General features: G+C 58.3%; 16 protein-coding genes. 4 read left to right on the top strand and 12 right to left on the bottom strand.

The window, feature by feature from the left end; genetic code table 11:
• Nucleotides 1-175 precede the first annotated feature (175 nt).
• The gene (locus HDF10_RS19500; protein WP_183816460.1) at nt 176-616 is read left to right on the top strand and encodes an ExbD/TolR family protein; all 441 of its coding nucleotides are present in this window, start codon (nt 176-178) and stop codon (nt 614-616) included.
• Between the two features lie 83 nt (nt 617-699).
• Here the strand turns inward: HDF10_RS19500 and HDF10_RS19505 are convergent, their stop codons facing one another.
• Complete coding sequence (locus tag HDF10_RS19505; protein WP_183816578.1) at nt 700-1,155, bottom strand: VOC family protein; 456 nt, start codon at nt 1,153-1,155, stop codon at nt 700-702.
• Between the two features lie 117 nt (nt 1,156-1,272).
• Nucleotides 1,273-2,100, bottom strand: coding sequence for a cytochrome P450 (locus tag HDF10_RS19510; protein WP_183816462.1), 828 nt, complete (start codon nt 2,098-2,100; stop codon nt 1,273-1,275).
• A 415-nt stretch (nt 2,101-2,515) separates the two neighbouring features.
• On the opposite strand from HDF10_RS19510, the gene HDF10_RS19515 reads away from it, so the two are divergent.
• Nucleotides 2,516-4,084, top strand: a complete 1,569-nt coding sequence (locus tag HDF10_RS19515) for a B12-binding domain-containing radical SAM protein (protein ID WP_260178034.1) — start codon at nt 2,516-2,518, stop codon at nt 4,082-4,084.
• Between the two features lie 127 nt (nt 4,085-4,211).
• On the opposite strand, the gene HDF10_RS19520 is transcribed toward HDF10_RS19515, so the two are convergent.
• The 3 genes from HDF10_RS19520 to HDF10_RS19530 all read right to left on the bottom strand — a co-directional run bounded on the left by HDF10_RS19520 (nt 4,212) and on the right by HDF10_RS19530 (nt 5,638).
• A complete protein-coding gene (locus HDF10_RS19520; RefSeq protein ID WP_183816464.1) occupies nt 4,212-4,667 on the bottom strand; it encodes an MmcQ/YjbR family DNA-binding protein in 456 nt (151 codons plus the stop codon).
• Nucleotides 4,668-4,710: 43 nt separating this feature from the next.
• The gene (locus HDF10_RS19525) at nt 4,711-5,097 is read right to left on the bottom strand and encodes a hypothetical protein (RefSeq protein WP_183816465.1); all 387 of its coding nucleotides are present in this window, start codon (nt 5,095-5,097) and stop codon (nt 4,711-4,713) included.
• Between the two features lie 73 nt (nt 5,098-5,170).
• Entirely contained in the window at nt 5,171-5,638 is a 468-nt protein-coding gene (locus HDF10_RS19530) for a DUF3253 domain-containing protein (RefSeq protein WP_311732833.1), read from the bottom strand.
• Nucleotides 5,639-5,874: 236 nt separating this feature from the next.
• On the opposite strand from HDF10_RS19530, the gene HDF10_RS19535 reads away from it, so the two are divergent.
• Both HDF10_RS19535 and HDF10_RS19540 read left to right on the top strand, forming a co-directional pair.
• Nucleotides 5,875-7,077, top strand: a complete 1,203-nt coding sequence (locus HDF10_RS19535; RefSeq protein WP_183816468.1) for a D-alanine--D-alanine ligase — start codon at nt 5,875-5,877, stop codon at nt 7,075-7,077.
• A 55-nt stretch (nt 7,078-7,132) separates the two neighbouring features.
• The gene (locus HDF10_RS19540) at nt 7,133-7,768 is read left to right on the top strand and encodes an energy transducer TonB (RefSeq protein WP_183816470.1); all 636 of its coding nucleotides are present in this window, start codon (nt 7,133-7,135) and stop codon (nt 7,766-7,768) included.
• Between the two features lie 23 nt (nt 7,769-7,791).
• Here HDF10_RS19540 and ilvA read toward each other — a convergent pair whose 3' ends face one another.
• From ilvA to trpB, 7 genes are all read right to left on the bottom strand, one after another.
• The gene (gene ilvA, locus HDF10_RS19545) at nt 7,792-9,048 is read right to left on the bottom strand and encodes a threonine ammonia-lyase (protein ID WP_406706804.1); all 1,257 of its coding nucleotides are present in this window, start codon (nt 9,046-9,048) and stop codon (nt 7,792-7,794) included.
• A 52-nt stretch (nt 9,049-9,100) separates the two neighbouring features.
• Nucleotides 9,101-9,955 (bottom strand): prephenate dehydrogenase, encoded by an 855-nt coding sequence (locus tag HDF10_RS19550; RefSeq protein ID WP_221271914.1) that lies wholly within the window; start codon nt 9,953-9,955, stop codon nt 9,101-9,103.
• Between the two features lie 18 nt (nt 9,956-9,973).
• Complete coding sequence (aroF, locus tag HDF10_RS19555; protein WP_183816589.1) at nt 9,974-10,993, bottom strand: 3-deoxy-7-phosphoheptulonate synthase; 1,020 nt, start codon at nt 10,991-10,993, stop codon at nt 9,974-9,976.
• A gap of 86 nt (nt 10,994-11,079) precedes the next feature.
• Complete coding sequence (locus HDF10_RS19560; RefSeq protein ID WP_183816472.1) at nt 11,080-11,343, bottom strand: chorismate mutase; 264 nt, start codon at nt 11,341-11,343, stop codon at nt 11,080-11,082.
• A 115-nt stretch (nt 11,344-11,458) separates the two neighbouring features.
• The gene (gene trpA / locus HDF10_RS19565) at nt 11,459-12,220 is read right to left on the bottom strand and encodes a tryptophan synthase subunit alpha (protein WP_183816474.1); all 762 of its coding nucleotides are present in this window, start codon (nt 12,218-12,220) and stop codon (nt 11,459-11,461) included.
• Nucleotides 12,211-12,489 (bottom strand): hypothetical protein, encoded by a 279-nt coding sequence (locus HDF10_RS19570; protein ID WP_183816476.1) that lies wholly within the window; start codon nt 12,487-12,489, stop codon nt 12,211-12,213. Before HDF10_RS19570 ends, trpA begins: the two co-directional genes overlap by 10 nt.
• Nucleotides 12,486-13,718, bottom strand: a complete 1,233-nt coding sequence (trpB, locus tag HDF10_RS19575; protein WP_183816478.1) for a tryptophan synthase subunit beta — start codon at nt 13,716-13,718, stop codon at nt 12,486-12,488. Before trpB ends, HDF10_RS19570 begins: the two co-directional genes overlap by 4 nt.
• Between the last annotated feature and the right edge of the window lie 309 nt (nt 13,719-14,027).

Genomic DNA, 14,027 nt, shown 5'->3' on the forward strand with positions numbered 1-14,027 from the left:
GCGTGGAACTTCAGCGATGAGGTGCTGCGCTGGCTTCTTCATGGGAATAGTCTGCTCCTCCTTCGGAGGACCTGCTCATCCCATTTATCGTTACTCACATTGTGACGCGCACTATGATTTCGGGAACATTCATCGTATAACCGGTGTCCAAAAAGTGGAAGTGAGGAGCTGCCCTATGGGTATGACATCAAGTAGTAGCAAAGGGCCAACGGCCGATATCAACGTTACCCCTCTTATTGATGTTCTTCTTGTGCTGTTGATTATTTTCATGGTCATACAGCCCACTGCGGTTCGTGGCCTTGATGCTCTAATACCGCAGCCGCCTAAATCCCTTGATCAGCCAGAGCCGAACCCACAACCGATTGTGGTTCAGGTCCTCGGCGACAACGAGCATGGCGTGACTTACAAGATAAATGAGGCTTTGTTGAGCCAAGCTAATATTGAGCCGAAGCTAGCCGAGATTTTTGCAACTAGAACTGACAAAGTGATGTTTATCGAGGGCGGCGCTGATTTGGACTTCTCTTTGGTAGCCGACATCATCAATTCCGGGCATCAGGCTGGTGTCGCCAATATTGGGATCATTACCCCCAAAGCTGGCCGTTTTCAAGAACCATAGGTATTCAGGTTTGCCGTCATCAGGGTGGCCATCCTTTCGGAGTTCAACTCCACCTTCGCCCTCCGAATCTATGGAGCGAAGGCTCAGCTCTCGCGCGCGGCAGCTTCCAACGCGGGCAGGTCCATCTTGATCATTCCCATCATGGCTTCCATCGCCTTGGGGTGACGGATCAACTCGCCGATATTGCGTGGCACAATCTGCCAGCACAGGCCGAAGCGGTCTGTCAGCCAGCCGCAGGCCATGGGTTTACCGCCTTCGATCAACTTGTCCCAGTAGCTGTCGATCTCTTCCTGGGAGTCGCAGCGCACGAAGAAGGAGAAGGCGGGGCTGAGCTGATGAGCGGGGCCGCCGTTGAGAAAGACCATCTCCTGTCCTTGAAGCTCGATCGTGATCGTGGCAATCTTGCCCACGGGCCACGGACCAACGCCCTTCGAACGCAGCTCATCGAGCCGGCGCGCGTGCGGGAATACGCTGAGGTAAAACTCGGCGGCCTCTCCCGCGTTGTCATTGAACCAGAGGAATGGCGCAACTTTGTTCATGGCCGTCATGGTAGCAACGAGAGGTCCGTGACGACAAGCCGACCTATCGGTACCGATCCAATGGCCCCTTTCGATACGTGCTGAATCAGGTGACGATACTTACGTGGCTGCAATCTCTTACAGAGAAGCGACGACAGGTAAAGAGGAGGGCGATCGGAAGCCATCGCCACCGCGCCAGCTTATGGGCGAGAGAAGGCGCACCTTTGGAAGACGCTCGACCAACGTGTAGGTGGCGGCAAGAGTGGCGGTGCGGATAAGTGGTGCCCCGACGCATGCATGTCGCCCAGCGCCAAGACTCACCTGTCCCAGGCTCCGACGCATGACAGACACCTCGTTTGGATTGGAAAAGCGATCAGGGTCTCGGTTCGCTGCGAAGATGCGTAGCGTAAGCCGCTCTCCATGGCGAATGCAGATTCCGTTGATCATCGTATCTGCCTGGGCTCGCCGATAGACAAATCGCGTCAATCCAGCAAAGCGCAACAACTCCTCTACCCCTCGTGCAATCAAAGCAGGTTGGCGATGAAGACGACTCCATTCTTCGGGATGATTGATCAGCCCGAACCATACATTCCCCAGCAGGTGCACCATAGTCTGCGAAAGTGCCACAAAACCAGACTCACGCAAAGGCATTGGGCCTGAGGCAAAGTAAGGACACAACGCCACAGAGGCTGCCTTCGATCTTAATTTAAGTTTAGGCGCGAAAGGGTCGGCGGACGAAGCGGAGACCTGCCTGGCCAACTGATTGAGCGAGTCTATGTCCTTGCAGGAGGGTTGCGTCACTTGCAGCGCCAGCGCAAGGCAGACAGGCTCTGCGTAATCCCGGATCAGATCAACAGGCTGTCCCCAGTTGAGGATCGCAAGCTGCGCTCTGGCATCTTCGAACATCTGTCTTCGCACCGAGCGCAGCAGTTTTGACGAGAGTGCCTCGCGTGTCTCTAATCTCATACCAAGTCTGGCATCTTCATCGACGATCAGCTCGTCTTTCTTAGGCAAAGGGCCGACCAACGACAGCTCGGGAGAGTGAAGTGCTGCAATGACGTCGGCGTAACGGCTCAGGATCCAACAGTCGGCCTTCGAATCGAAATAAGCAGGCTGAACTTGTGGGTGACTGCGAGCCCCAACCCAATCATCTTCCAACGCAGACCGTCTCTCCGGCATTGGAGAGTTCATAGTTTCGTGCACGATTGGATCCGAGAGACTCATAACGAGTAGTCCTCCGCGAACAGATTGCGCCGATCGCTGGAGCGCATAACAGGACGCAAGCGTTAGAGCAGTCCTCGACACGCAACATGCTCCATGATTACAGCCGCAAACGCGATGCAGGAGACCGAAGACAATCTGCTTACAACACGATGACAGTATGCTGACACCTCTCTATACTTCGCGACCGATCCTAAGATGGGAAAGGGCGGCACCAATCGATCTGATGATGACACGTGGAAAGGTCGTCCTCTTCTATCCGCCCTACGACGGACCACCTCTTGGAGCGCCCCTTTCACTTCTTGCTCTAGCTGGTACCCTTCGAGCGGCGTCATTCGAAGTCGTCCTGATTGATGCGGCAATCGAGCCGAACTATCTGTTGCGGCTTGAAGAAGAATGCCAATTCGCTCTTTGCATGGGTATCTCTGTGCTAACCGGCCCAATGATTCGCGGTGCGATCGAGGCAGCCCAACACATTAAAAAACATACGCCGGATGTCTGCGTCGTCTTTGGCGGCTGGCATCCTACGCTCTGTCCGGAGTCGACTCTCCGAGAAGAGTTCGTCGATGTGGTGGTGCGTGGGCAAGGTGAAATCACGATCGTCGAGCTTGCACAGGCGCTTGCCGACAACAGGCCTCTGGACCTCATTCCGGGGTTGTCCTGGAAGAAGAACGGTCGCCTGATCGAAAACTTCGAACGGCGCGTTCAACCGATCGACACCTTTCCTCTTCCCGCCTACGAGCTAATCGACTTTGATGCTTATGAAAAAGCCTCTGGCAAACGAGAGCTTGCCTATGCAACCAGCGTAGGGTGTCCGTACGCATGCAACTACTGCACCGACATGGTCGTCTATAAGCGTCGCTTCAATGCCTATTCAGCGGAGCATGTCGTTGGAGAGTTGACTGGGCTTGTCAGGCAGTATGGTATTTCCCACGTCGCGTTGCTCGACTCCAACTTTCCCGTCGATCTGCGGCGTGCGATTGCCATCGCTCAGGGCATTCGTGACTCGGGCGTAAAATTCACCTGGACCTTTCAGGCCTCTACGGATTTCATCTGCCGCATGAGTCAGGAAGAGGTTCAACTACTCGCTGATAGCGGTGTAACTCATATGGGCTTCGGTACAGAGTCCACATCGAAAGCCGTACTGAAGTTGATGAATAAGCGCCACCAGCGCGTCGACGAGATGTACGAGACAGCGCGCAAGACGAGTCTGGCCGGCATTCGCGTCACCTTCAACCTCATCCTTGGATATCCTGGCGAAACCGATGAGGATCGGCTGATTACCTTCCGAACCATGAGCGATATCGGCAGAAGATTCGGCAACATGCGCTTCTCACCCAACATCTTCACCCCCTATCCTGGAATTCCCATTTGGCCTCAGCTTCGCGAACTGGGAGTAGTAGAACCGAAGACCCTGCAGGAATGGATGGATATGCCGCTCGGTGCGAATCTTTTACCGTGGCTCCAGGGGCCCGAGTTTAGCCACTTTGAGCGGGTACTCTCTTTTTTCCTTCTTCTAAATCAGCTGCGCAAGCACTCTGAGGAAGCGACGTTCACAAAACGAGTATTTAACCGCATGCTCGAAACGACCATTCGTTGGCGGCTTCAAGCGAGTCTTTTTTCCTTTCCTTGGGAGCTATGGCTCTCAAAGCTATCGGAGCATTTAGTCAGACGCCGCTCCCTCATTACAGGACAGGAGCTTCCGGTCGGGGCCGCGAAGGTCTGCTGATCTCCGACTGGTCGGCACAAGATCTTTCTTCGCGACCAACGGGGAGCGCCAACCGAAGGGGTATACAAGTCACGAAGTGACCGCCGCCCGCGCAGGGCGCCCGTCCGGCAGGACAGAGCTTCTAGGCTCACCGCCCTTTAGCAGCCTTAGCAGCCAACAACTTCCTCCGCTCAGCAATCAACCGCTTCTGCTGAGCCGCAGGCATCTCAAGCACCGCCCGAACCTTCGGCGGCAGCTTCGCCAGCGTAAGCGCATGCGCCGCACTCAGCTCCCGCTCCCACTCCGTCTTGCGAAACACATTCCAACCAGACACCGCGACCCAAAAAATACGAGCCGAGTAAGGAGCAGGAAAGATTCCATCAACCTCAATCAACTCCGAGTAGCGCTCCGGGCCTGCAGAATAAGAGATCACGCGGCTCTTCTCACTCCGCTCCAGGTTCTCGTTCTCGTCCAGCCGCATCATCGCAAACATCTTGCCGCCAATCGCCTTATCTCCCACCCAGAAGACAAGCCCACCCCACTGCGCCGTCTCAAGCACATGCGGCAAACTCAGCAGATAGCTGCGAATCCGTTCAATATCCATCCCACGCAGTATAAATCGACAAATTCACCGGCTCGCGATCGGCTCAACCCTTTCGCAACTTACTCGCAGCAGCAGCCATCGCGTCCGACTTCTTCTCCGCGCCACTCTGATGAGCCTTCGGCTTACAACTCCCCTTTTCACCGCGCTTGGTGCCAGGAACCGGTTCATAACCGGGCCAACAACGCGACTCCTGCTTCGCTGGCTGCTTCTTGGCCTTCCCCTGCCCGGTCGAACTCTTGTGTTCAGAGTGTTGATCGGTCCATGCCTGCCCCCTCGCGGTATTCCTGCCCGTCTTATGCGCCTTCTCGCTGGAAGCGCCATGGGCAGCCGTGCTGCCCGTACGAGCAGATGCGCTATGCCGCGCACTGCCTTTTTTACTGGTGGACTTGGGAGACGCCGTCCGGATCGCTGATTTCTTCGCGGTTGTCATCAGATGTTAGAAGCATCCCAACAAATCGCGCGAGTCGAGAAAGCCGGATTTTCCCCTCCCGACGCTGAGAATTTCAACGCAGTCGTAAACGAATAGCTCCCTTTGCAGTAGAAGGATCGACCACGTGCCCATGCTGCGTCACCAAGATCTTTCCCGCAGCCACCAGCCGCCTAGCCGCCGCCCGAGCCGGCTCCATCAGACCCTCCCAGTCCCGCCGCCTCTCCAGCCCACCCACCGCCTTCGCTGCCTCCGACGGACAGATCGTCTTATCCCGTCCCCGCTCCGCCAGCAGCTCAAGGATCGCCGCCTCAAGCTCAGCGTCCAACTCCCCCGGCTTATGCCCCCGGCACTCATCGCTGCAGTACTTGATCACATCCCAATCCTTTTCCCACTTCTTACGCCACGCAAACGAGCGCCCACACGTCTTGCAGATCTTGTCCCTGTGCGGAGTCGTGCGTTCGGGTTTGCGTCTACGGTCCGGCATAAAGAAGAAGGAGCGGGGATCCCATAAAAAATAAGATGCAGGGAGCCGCAGAGCCATCCCACCGGCCGGCACGGAACCCCTGAAAATCTTACAAAAAGTTGGCGCATTTTTTAGCCCCAAAAAAGTGACGGCTAAAACACCACATCAGCCACGCAAATCACCACAACGTCACCACAAAAAACCACCACAAAACACACCAGAATTCGCAAAACCCCCAGCAAAAGACCACTTCGATACCCAACAAATTTTTTCCCGCAGAACCCGCCAAATTTAGGAGAGACTTGTACCTACTCATGACAAAAAACACGAAACAAAAGAAACAGACCAAAAAGCAGACCAGCAAGCCCTCCCCCAAAAAACTCCGCGTCGGCATCCTCTTCGGTGGCCGCTCCGGCGAGCACGAGGTCTCCCTCCTCTCCGCCGCCTCCATCCTCAAATCCATCGACCAGTCAAAGTACGAAGTAATCCCCATAGGAATCACCAAACAAGGCCAGTGGCTCACCTCCACCGCCGCCCAGCACCTCCTCGCGGGCAACACAAACCCCGCGCCAATCCAGAAGAAACGCACCGCCACCAAATCCATCGAACTCCATGACGGCGCCAGTCTCGCCCAGCAGAACGGCTCCCTCGCCCAGTCCCTCGACGTCATCTTCCCCGTCCTCCACGGCACCTTCGGCGAAGACGGCACTATTCAGGGCCTCTTCGAACTAGCCGACATCGCCTATGTAGGCTCCGGAGTTCTCGGCTCCGCCACCGGCATGGACAAGTCCGCCATGAAGCAGCTCTTCGCTGCCGCCGGCCTCCCGCAAACCCCGCACGTCAACCTCCTCCGCAGCGAGTGGAAGGCAGACGCCAAACGCTGCATTAAGCGCATCGAAAAGAAACTCGACTACCCCGTCTTCGTAAAACCCGCCAATCTAGGCTCTTCCGTAGGCATCAGCAAAGTCCACGACCGCAGCGAGTTAGCCCCCGCGATGGATCTCGCCGCGAGCTACGACCGCAAGCTCATCATCGAACAGGGAGTAGGCGGCCCCGGCGCAAAGCCCCGCGAGCTCGAAGTAGCCGTCCTCGGCAACGACTCGCCCGAAGCCTCCGTGGTCGGCGAAATAGTCCCCGGCGCCGAGTTCTACGACTACAACGCCAAGTACCACTCCGACGCCTCCATCCCCATCATCCCCGCCAAGCTCTCGAAGTCCGAATCGAAACAGATCCGCGAGATGGCCATCGCCGCCTTCCGCGCCTGCGACTGTGCCGGCCTCGCCCGCGTCGACTTTCTCATGGAACCAGCCGTAGTCAGCAAGAAGGGCAGGGAATCAAAACCCGCCCGCATCTACCTCAACGAAATCAACACCATGCCCGGCTTCACCAGCATCAGCATGTACCCAAAGCTGTGGGAGGCCGCCGGCGTTCCCTACAGACAACTCATTGACCGCCTCATAGCCCTTGCCGCCGAACGCCACGAAGAAAAACAACAGACCACCTTCACCCGCGTCTAATAACAATCGCGTCGCGGTCACATGGCAGAGCCACATTGCAGAGAAAGGAGGAGGCATGGATACCATCGGCAAACCCGTCACATCTCCATCCCGCACGCCGAACTACGCCCTGGCCTCCTCCCTTCTCCATCTGCTCCTCTTCGCCGCGCTCATCCACCAGCGCGCCTCCTGGATCGCGCCCATCCGCCTACCAGGCAGCCCCCACGGAACCAACCTCCTGCTGACGTACTCCCCCGGCAAGGCCCCTCTACAAACCTCCGCGCCCAACCCCAAAACCCAGCCCAAACAGGCCCAATCCGCTATTCCGCTGCCAACTCCACCCACGCAAAAGCCGAAAGACACCACCGCCTCTCCCAACACCAGCTCCCCAGCCTCCACCCAGCCAGACTCCGTCGCAGGCGCCGACTCCCTCGGCTCCGGCAACATCAACATCGCCCTCGTCAGCTACTTTCCCACGCCCAAGCCCGACCTCTCCGCCCTTCCCCGTGGCACCAAAGGCGACGTCATCCTGGACATCGTCATCGACACCACAGGCAAGATCGCCGACATCAAGATGACCAGCGGTCTCGGTCACGGCATAGACGAAAACGTTATCGCAACTGTCCAGCAGTGGACCTTCCATCCCGCCACCAAGGACGGCCAGCCCGTAGCCAGCGAGCAGGAGCTTCACTTCCACTACGAAAAGGCCTGACAGCAGAGCGCCGTCCCAGATTGCTAGACCACCTGGCTGTACCTGTAACCGCCAGCCGTCATCGCAGCCAGCAACTCCTCCACCTGCTCCCGCCCGCGCGTCTCCAGCGTAATATCGATCGTCGTGTCGCCCAGGTTCACGCCGTAATACGCCCGGTTGTACAGCGTATCCACGATGTTCGCGCGATACCTCGCAATCAACATCGTCAGCTCCGCCAGCGCCCCCGGCTTATCCAGCAGATGAATCCGTAGCCGGATCATTCTTCCATCCTGCACCAGACCGCGTTCAATGATCCGGCTCAGTAGCGTCACATCGATATTTCCGCCGCAAACCATCACTGCTGTATGCGCCCCATTCAAGGTCGTCTTCTTCTGCAATAACGCCGCCAGCGCCGCGGCTCCCGCACCCTCGGCCAATGTCTTTTCGCGCTCGAGCAGAACAAGAATCGCCGAAGCAATCTCGTCTTCGTCGACCGTAACGATCTCATCGACATACCGCTCGACAACGGGAAACGTGGCATCTCCCGCACGCCGCACCGCGATACCATCCGCAATCGTGGTTGAGGCCTCCAGCGTTACCGGATGACCCACCGTCCGTGCCGCCACCATCGAAGGCAATCTGGACGTCTGCACCCCGATCACGCGAATCTCGGGCCGCGAAGCCTGATGGCAAGCCTCTTTGATCGCGCAGGCGATCCCGCCAATCAGGCCGCCGCCGCCGATCGGCACCACCACCGCCTCCAGCTGAGGTATCTGCTCCAGCAGCTCAAGCCCAATCGTGCCCTGCCCGGCCATCACCATCGCATCGTCGAACGGATGAATAAACGTCATTCCCTCCGCCTCGCAGAGTCGCGTTGCCTCTTCGCAAGCCTCGTCGTAGTTCGCCCCGTGCAGCACCACCTCCGCCCCAAATCCACGCGTCGCCGTAACCTTCACCAGCGGCGTCGCCAGCGGCATCACGATCAGTGCACGAATCCCTCGCTTCGTCGCATGGTAGGCAACGCCCTGCGCATGGTTCCCCGCACTCGCAGCAACCACACCCCGCGCAGCCTGCTCCGGCGTCAGCAGTGCAATCCGGTTCAGCGCCCCGCGCTCTTTGAACGAGCCCGTCATCTGCAGGTTTTCCAGCTTCAAATACACCTGCTGCCCCGTCAGCGCAGACAGCATCTGCGAGTGCGGGCATGGCGAGTAGTAGATCGCCTCACGCACCCGCTCCCGCGCAGCGGCTACATCCGCAAGGCTGATACTCAGTTGGCTTATCGAATCTTTCACAGGCATCATGCTCTCTCTTCAAACTCGCAAAACATCAATCTTCTAGCGTAAAAAAAACGAATCACCGCCGCTGACGAAACCGGTTCGCCAGCGCAAACTCATCCCGCAACTCCGGCGTCCGCAGATTCTCCCGCACATGCTGCAACCGCTGCTCCAACGCCAGCAGCGTATCCGCGACCGGCCCCGCGTTGGTCATCGCGACATCCCGCCACATGCTGTACGGACTGGCTCCCAATCGCGTCGTCTCCCGCAGCGCACGGCCCCCGATCGCCGCAATCTCCGGAGCATCGCCAAACCTCTCTTCCAGCAGCGCCGACAGCGCAGTCGAGAGCATCTGCGGCAGATGACTCACCCAGGCGCACATCTCGTCGTGCCGCGTCGCGTCCATGTCCAGCATCCGCGACCCGAAGCACCCAATCCATCCGCGCCACTCTCTCTCCATCGCGGTCATCTCGGGCCTGATCGGCGTGAACAACCACATCGCGCCATCAAAAAGTCCAGCCTCCGCCAGCAAAGCTCCTCCAGACTCTTTGCCCGCCATCGGATGCCCAGGAAGAAAAACAGCGGTAGTATCTCCAGCAAATAACTCCCGCGCCAACTCCACAATCTCGAGCTTCGTGCTCCCAACATCGGTCACCAGTTGTCCCGAACGCAGCACCGGCGCCAGCTGTTGCATCCAGTCTTTGATCGTAAGCACCGGCACCGCCAGCACAATTACATCCGCCAGCCTCGCCAACTCCAGAGCATTCTCGCGGCTCGCCGCCCTGCCGTCGATCGCACCCATCTGCACCGCGGACGCCATCTCGAGTTGGCTCGTATCCCATCCATCGATGCGCCCCCCAAAGCCGGCCGCACGCAGCGCCAGGCCCGTCGAAGCGCCAATCAATCCCGTTCCAATGATGAATACCCGCTCCATTATGCCCGAAACCTCGCCTTACGCCATTACCCTGTTCACCACTGGAGCCAGTAACTTTAGTTGTGTCATCAGCTTTTGTAACTGCTCAGGATACAAACTCTGTGCCCCATCGCTCATTGCTTTATCGGGGTTCGGATGCATCTCCATCAGCAGTCCATCTGCCCCAGCCGCCACACTCGCCAGAGCCATCGGTGGCACAAGGTCGCGGATCCCAACGCCATGCGATGGATCGCCCAGAACAGGCAAATGCGTAAGCTTCTTCAGCACCGGAATCGCCGAGATATCCATCGTATTCCGCGTATAAGTCTCGTACGTCCGAATTCCCCGCTCACACAGCATCAAGTTGTAGTTGCCGCCCGAGAGAATGTACTCCGCGCTCAACAGCACCTCTTCAATCGTCGCCGAGATCCCGCGTTTCATCAGCACCGGCTTCCGCACATGCCCAAGCTCGCGCAGCAGATTGAAGTTCTGCATATTGCGCGCGCCCACCTGGAAGCAGTCGATAAAGGGGAGCATCAGCTCAATCTGCGAGATCTCCATCACCTCTGTGATCACCAGCAGCCCGGTCTCATCCGAGACCTCGCGCAACAGCTTCAACCCATCCAGCCCCATACCCTGAAAGCTGTAGGGCGAGCTTCTCGGCTTAAACGCGCCTCCCCGCAGAAACTTCGCGCCCGCAGCAGCAACCTGTTTCGCGCTGGTCAGGATCTGCTCCCGAGACTCCACCGAGCACGGCCCCGCCATCACCACCACTTCCTTTCCGCCCACCACCACGCCGTTCGGAAACGTAACCGTGGTTCCCTCCGGCCGGAAGCTCCGCCCCGCCAGCTTGTATGGCGACGAGATCCGATAAGCGTCATAGACGCCGGCCAGCACCTTGAACTCGGCGACGTCGAAGTGTTCCGGCGTCCCCACACCCGCCAGAATCGTCTGTACCGCGCCCGTTGTCCGGTGAACGTTGAAGCCAAGCTCCACCATCCGTTCAATCACCTGCTGAATATTCTCTTCCGTCGCCTGGTCATGCATCGCAACTATCATCGTCTTCGCTTCACTCTCTTTGTGTAACATAATTAGCTACAAATCGATCCGGCAGATTGCAAACTTCCGGCTCCCGTGCGGGCCAGCTATAGATCTCTTCGCTGCAGCGTCCGCATCACGTCGATGATCCGCTCGTACACATGCAGCAGCTCAGCATCCGCCAACGGTCCCGGATTCGCCTTGCGGACACGGTCGAAGACCTCCTGCTCCCGCCGAGGCTCATAGACCGGCAGGTCCGCGGTCTTTTTGAGCTCGCCAATCGCGCGTGCAGCCTCTGCCCGCTGGCTGATGAGTCGAACGATCTCAACATCCAGCTCATCAATCTTCCGTCTCCAGTCGGAGATATCCATCCATTCGCCTCGCAGTGCAGTCGAACACGCCTGAACGCAGCTCGCTGCAAAGTATTTTGTACAGACAATGATAAACGTCCCATTGCGCCGCTTTGGCCGGCCACCTCAGCGGTCCTCATGCTCTCAACTCCGCGATGAACTGGCCAACCGCAGCCGCGGCATCGGCAGGCTGAGTCTTTTCGATCAGAGCCACAATAGCGCTTCCGATAATGGCTGCGTCTGCAAACCCCCCCACCGCCTTCACATGCTCAGCATTCGAGATCCCAAACCCCACGGCAATCGGCAGCTTCGTAAACCGCCGCAGCCGCGTCACCAGCTCCGAAGCATCGCCGGCCACCTTCTGCTGCGTCCCGGTGATTCCAACCCGCGAGATCGCATACACGAACCCCTGCGACACACCCGCAATCGCCTTCAACCGGGCATCCGGACTCGTAGGCGCAGCCAGAAAGATCGGTGCAAGCCCGTTGGCCTTCATCGCCTCCAGATACTCCGCCGCCTCTTCGACGATCATGTCCGTAAGCAGCACTCCATCCGCTCCAACCCCGGCCGCTCGCGCGCAAAACGCCCCCATCCCCATCCGCACCACAGGATTCAGATAAGAGAACAGAACGAGTCCCGCCGCCGGTCGCGCCACCCGCAGCTGCTTTGCCAGCTCCAGCACGTCGGTCAGCCTTACCCCTCGCGCCACGGCCCGCTCACTGGCTCGCTGAATCACCGGCCCATCCGCCAGCGGATCGCTAAACGGAACCCCAAGCTCAATCACATCCGCACCGTTATCAATCGCCGCCAGCGCAATATCGCGCGTCGTCGACAGATCGGGATCACCTGCGGTGAGATAGGCAACAATGCCGGGTTTGGTGCGGAAGCTTATCGACATGAATCCTCCGGTATTGCTGACGTCGAAGAATTCCCCGAGCATACGATCGCGCCCATCTGCTGAGCCAACGAGCTGATCCGCTTGATGTCTGCACTCTCAACATTGATTGCGATGGGTGTGCGTTCGAGTACTTGGTCAGTCATGTTCTTCGCTACAGTCAGCGAGAAACCGAACTCGTGCTGGAGCATTTTGGTGAAGGCGACCTTGTTGAAACCTTTGTTCCACCCTTCAATTATTAGTGTGGTGCGATGCTCGATAGGCGCCGTCATGCCTTCACCTCCGACGCGCCTTCAAGTTGTAACTCCCGCGCCAGAATCCCCATATCTTTATCGCCACGTCCCGACAGATTCACCATCAACACATCCGTCTTCGCCATCGTCGGCGCCAGTCGAATAGCCTCCGCGACCGCATGAGCACTCTCAAGCGCAGGCAGAATCCCCTCCGTCCGCGACAGCGTCACCGTTGCCTTCAACGCAGCATCATCCGAGCACGACACATAGGTCGCACGCCCGGAATCATGCAGCATTGCATGCTCGGGCCCCACACTCGCATAGTCCAGCCCGGCAGAGACCGAGTGCGTGCTGCTCACCTGGCCGGCATCATTTTGTAACACATACGAGTACGTACCCTGCAGCACACCCGGCAAGCCGCCACCGACCTTTTGAAACCGCGCCGCATGCTCTCCCAGCGCCGTCCCGCGCCCGCCAGCCTCGACGCCGATCAGTTGTACCTTCGCATCCGGCAGAAACTCATAGAACGCGCCAATAGCATTCGAGCCGCCGCCTACGCAGGCAACGATCGCCGTAGGCAGCTTTCCCTCCTGCTCCAACATCTGCGCCCGCGCTTCGCGACTGATCACACGATGAAAGTCCCGAACCATCGTCGGGTAAGGATGCGCCCCCAGCGCGCTCCCAAGAATGTAATAAGTCGTCCGAACATTCGTCACCCAGTCCCGCATCGCCTCGTTGATGGCATCCTTCAACGTAGCCGACCCCGCCGAAACCCCGCGCACCTCCGCCCCCAGCAGCCGCATCCGGTAGACATTCAGCTCCTGCCGCCGCATATCCTCCTCGCCCATATAGACGACGCACTCCAAACCTAGCAACGCGCAAACCGTCGCCGTCGCCACCCCATGCTGCCCCGCGCCCGTCTCCGCAATGATCCGTTGCTTCCCCATCCTCCGCGCCAGCAGCCCCTGGCCCAGCGCGTTGTTGATCTTGTGCGCGCCGGTATGCAGCAGGTCTTCGCGCTTCAGATAGATCTTCGCCCCACCCAGCTGCCCGGTCAGCCTCTTCGCAAAATAAAGCGGAGTAGGCCGCCCGCAGTAGTGGTGCAGCAGGTTATCCAGCTCAGCCTGAAACGCCGCATCCTTCTGAGCCAACGCATACGCCTGTTCCAGCTCCTCCAGCGCCGCCATCAGCGTCTCTGGCACATACCTGCCGCCATAAGCACCAAACCGCCCCGCCACCGCCGCACCTATCGTTGAACCTGCACTCATCGGCCCTCCTGCAATCTCGCCTTGCACAAAACAAAAGCCGCGACTCGGAAGGTCGCGGCTCGTATGGATGTCGAATCAACTGAAGTTACAGATATCTCTCAGATGAAGCTACTCCGCCGAGGCCGCTATTGTGCGCCAATAGCGGAGAATAAACGAAATTCGGCTGTGCTGAATCATCATCTTGGTATTCACAATACATTGTGCCAAGCAGCTCTGCAACTCTTCTCTAAACGAGGCATGTCTTAATTTGAGATGCCTGACTTAGATATGCCACGACGCATGGCCCAACGAAAACAAAGAATTGATAGG

Source organism: Tunturiibacter empetritectus (genome assembly GCF_014201375.1).
Taxonomy (GTDB): Bacteria; Acidobacteriota; Terriglobia; order Terriglobales; family Acidobacteriaceae; genus Edaphobacter; species Edaphobacter lichenicola_D.

What these genes read in the sequence shown, in the direction of transcription:
- HDF10_RS19500 (WP_183816460.1), top strand. Translation starts at nt 176, where the DNA reads ATGGGTATGACATCAAGTAGTAGCAAAGGGCCAACGGCCGATATCAAC.
- HDF10_RS19505 (WP_183816578.1), bottom strand. Translation starts at nt 1,155, where the DNA reads ATGAACAAAGTTGCGCCATTCCTCTGGTTCAATGACAACGCGGGAGAG.
- HDF10_RS19510 (WP_183816462.1), bottom strand. Translation starts at nt 2,100, where the DNA reads ATGAGATTAGAGACACGCGAGGCACTCTCGTCAAAACTGCTGCGCTCG.
- HDF10_RS19515 (WP_260178034.1), top strand. Translation starts at nt 2,516, where the DNA reads ATGCTGACACCTCTCTATACTTCGCGACCGATCCTAAGATGGGAAAGG.
- HDF10_RS19520 (WP_183816464.1), bottom strand. Translation starts at nt 4,667, where the DNA reads ATGGATATTGAACGGATTCGCAGCTATCTGCTGAGTTTGCCGCATGTG.
- HDF10_RS19525 (WP_183816465.1), bottom strand. Translation starts at nt 5,097, where the DNA reads ATGACAACCGCGAAGAAATCAGCGATCCGGACGGCGTCTCCCAAGTCC.
- HDF10_RS19530 (WP_311732833.1), bottom strand. Translation starts at nt 5,638, where the DNA reads ATGGCTCTGCGGCTCCCTGCATCTTATTTTTTATGGGATCCCCGCTCC.
- HDF10_RS19535 (WP_183816468.1), top strand. Translation starts at nt 5,875, where the DNA reads ATGACAAAAAACACGAAACAAAAGAAACAGACCAAAAAGCAGACCAGC.
- HDF10_RS19540 (WP_183816470.1), top strand. Translation starts at nt 7,133, where the DNA reads ATGGATACCATCGGCAAACCCGTCACATCTCCATCCCGCACGCCGAAC.
- ilvA (WP_406706804.1), bottom strand. Translation starts at nt 9,048, where the DNA reads ATGATGCCTGTGAAAGATTCGATAAGCCAACTGAGTATCAGCCTTGCG.
- HDF10_RS19550 (WP_221271914.1), bottom strand. Translation starts at nt 9,955, where the DNA reads ATGGAGCGGGTATTCATCATTGGAACGGGATTGATTGGCGCTTCGACG.
- aroF (WP_183816589.1), bottom strand. Translation starts at nt 10,993, where the DNA reads ATGATAGTTGCGATGCATGACCAGGCGACGGAAGAGAATATTCAGCAG.
- HDF10_RS19560 (WP_183816472.1), bottom strand. Translation starts at nt 11,343, where the DNA reads ATGGATATCTCCGACTGGAGACGGAAGATTGATGAGCTGGATGTTGAG.
- trpA (WP_183816474.1), bottom strand. Translation starts at nt 12,220, where the DNA reads ATGTCGATAAGCTTCCGCACCAAACCCGGCATTGTTGCCTATCTCACC.
- HDF10_RS19570 (WP_183816476.1), bottom strand. Translation starts at nt 12,489, where the DNA reads ATGACGGCGCCTATCGAGCATCGCACCACACTAATAATTGAAGGGTGG.
- trpB (WP_183816478.1), bottom strand. Translation starts at nt 13,718, where the DNA reads ATGAGTGCAGGTTCAACGATAGGTGCGGCGGTGGCGGGGCGGTTTGGT.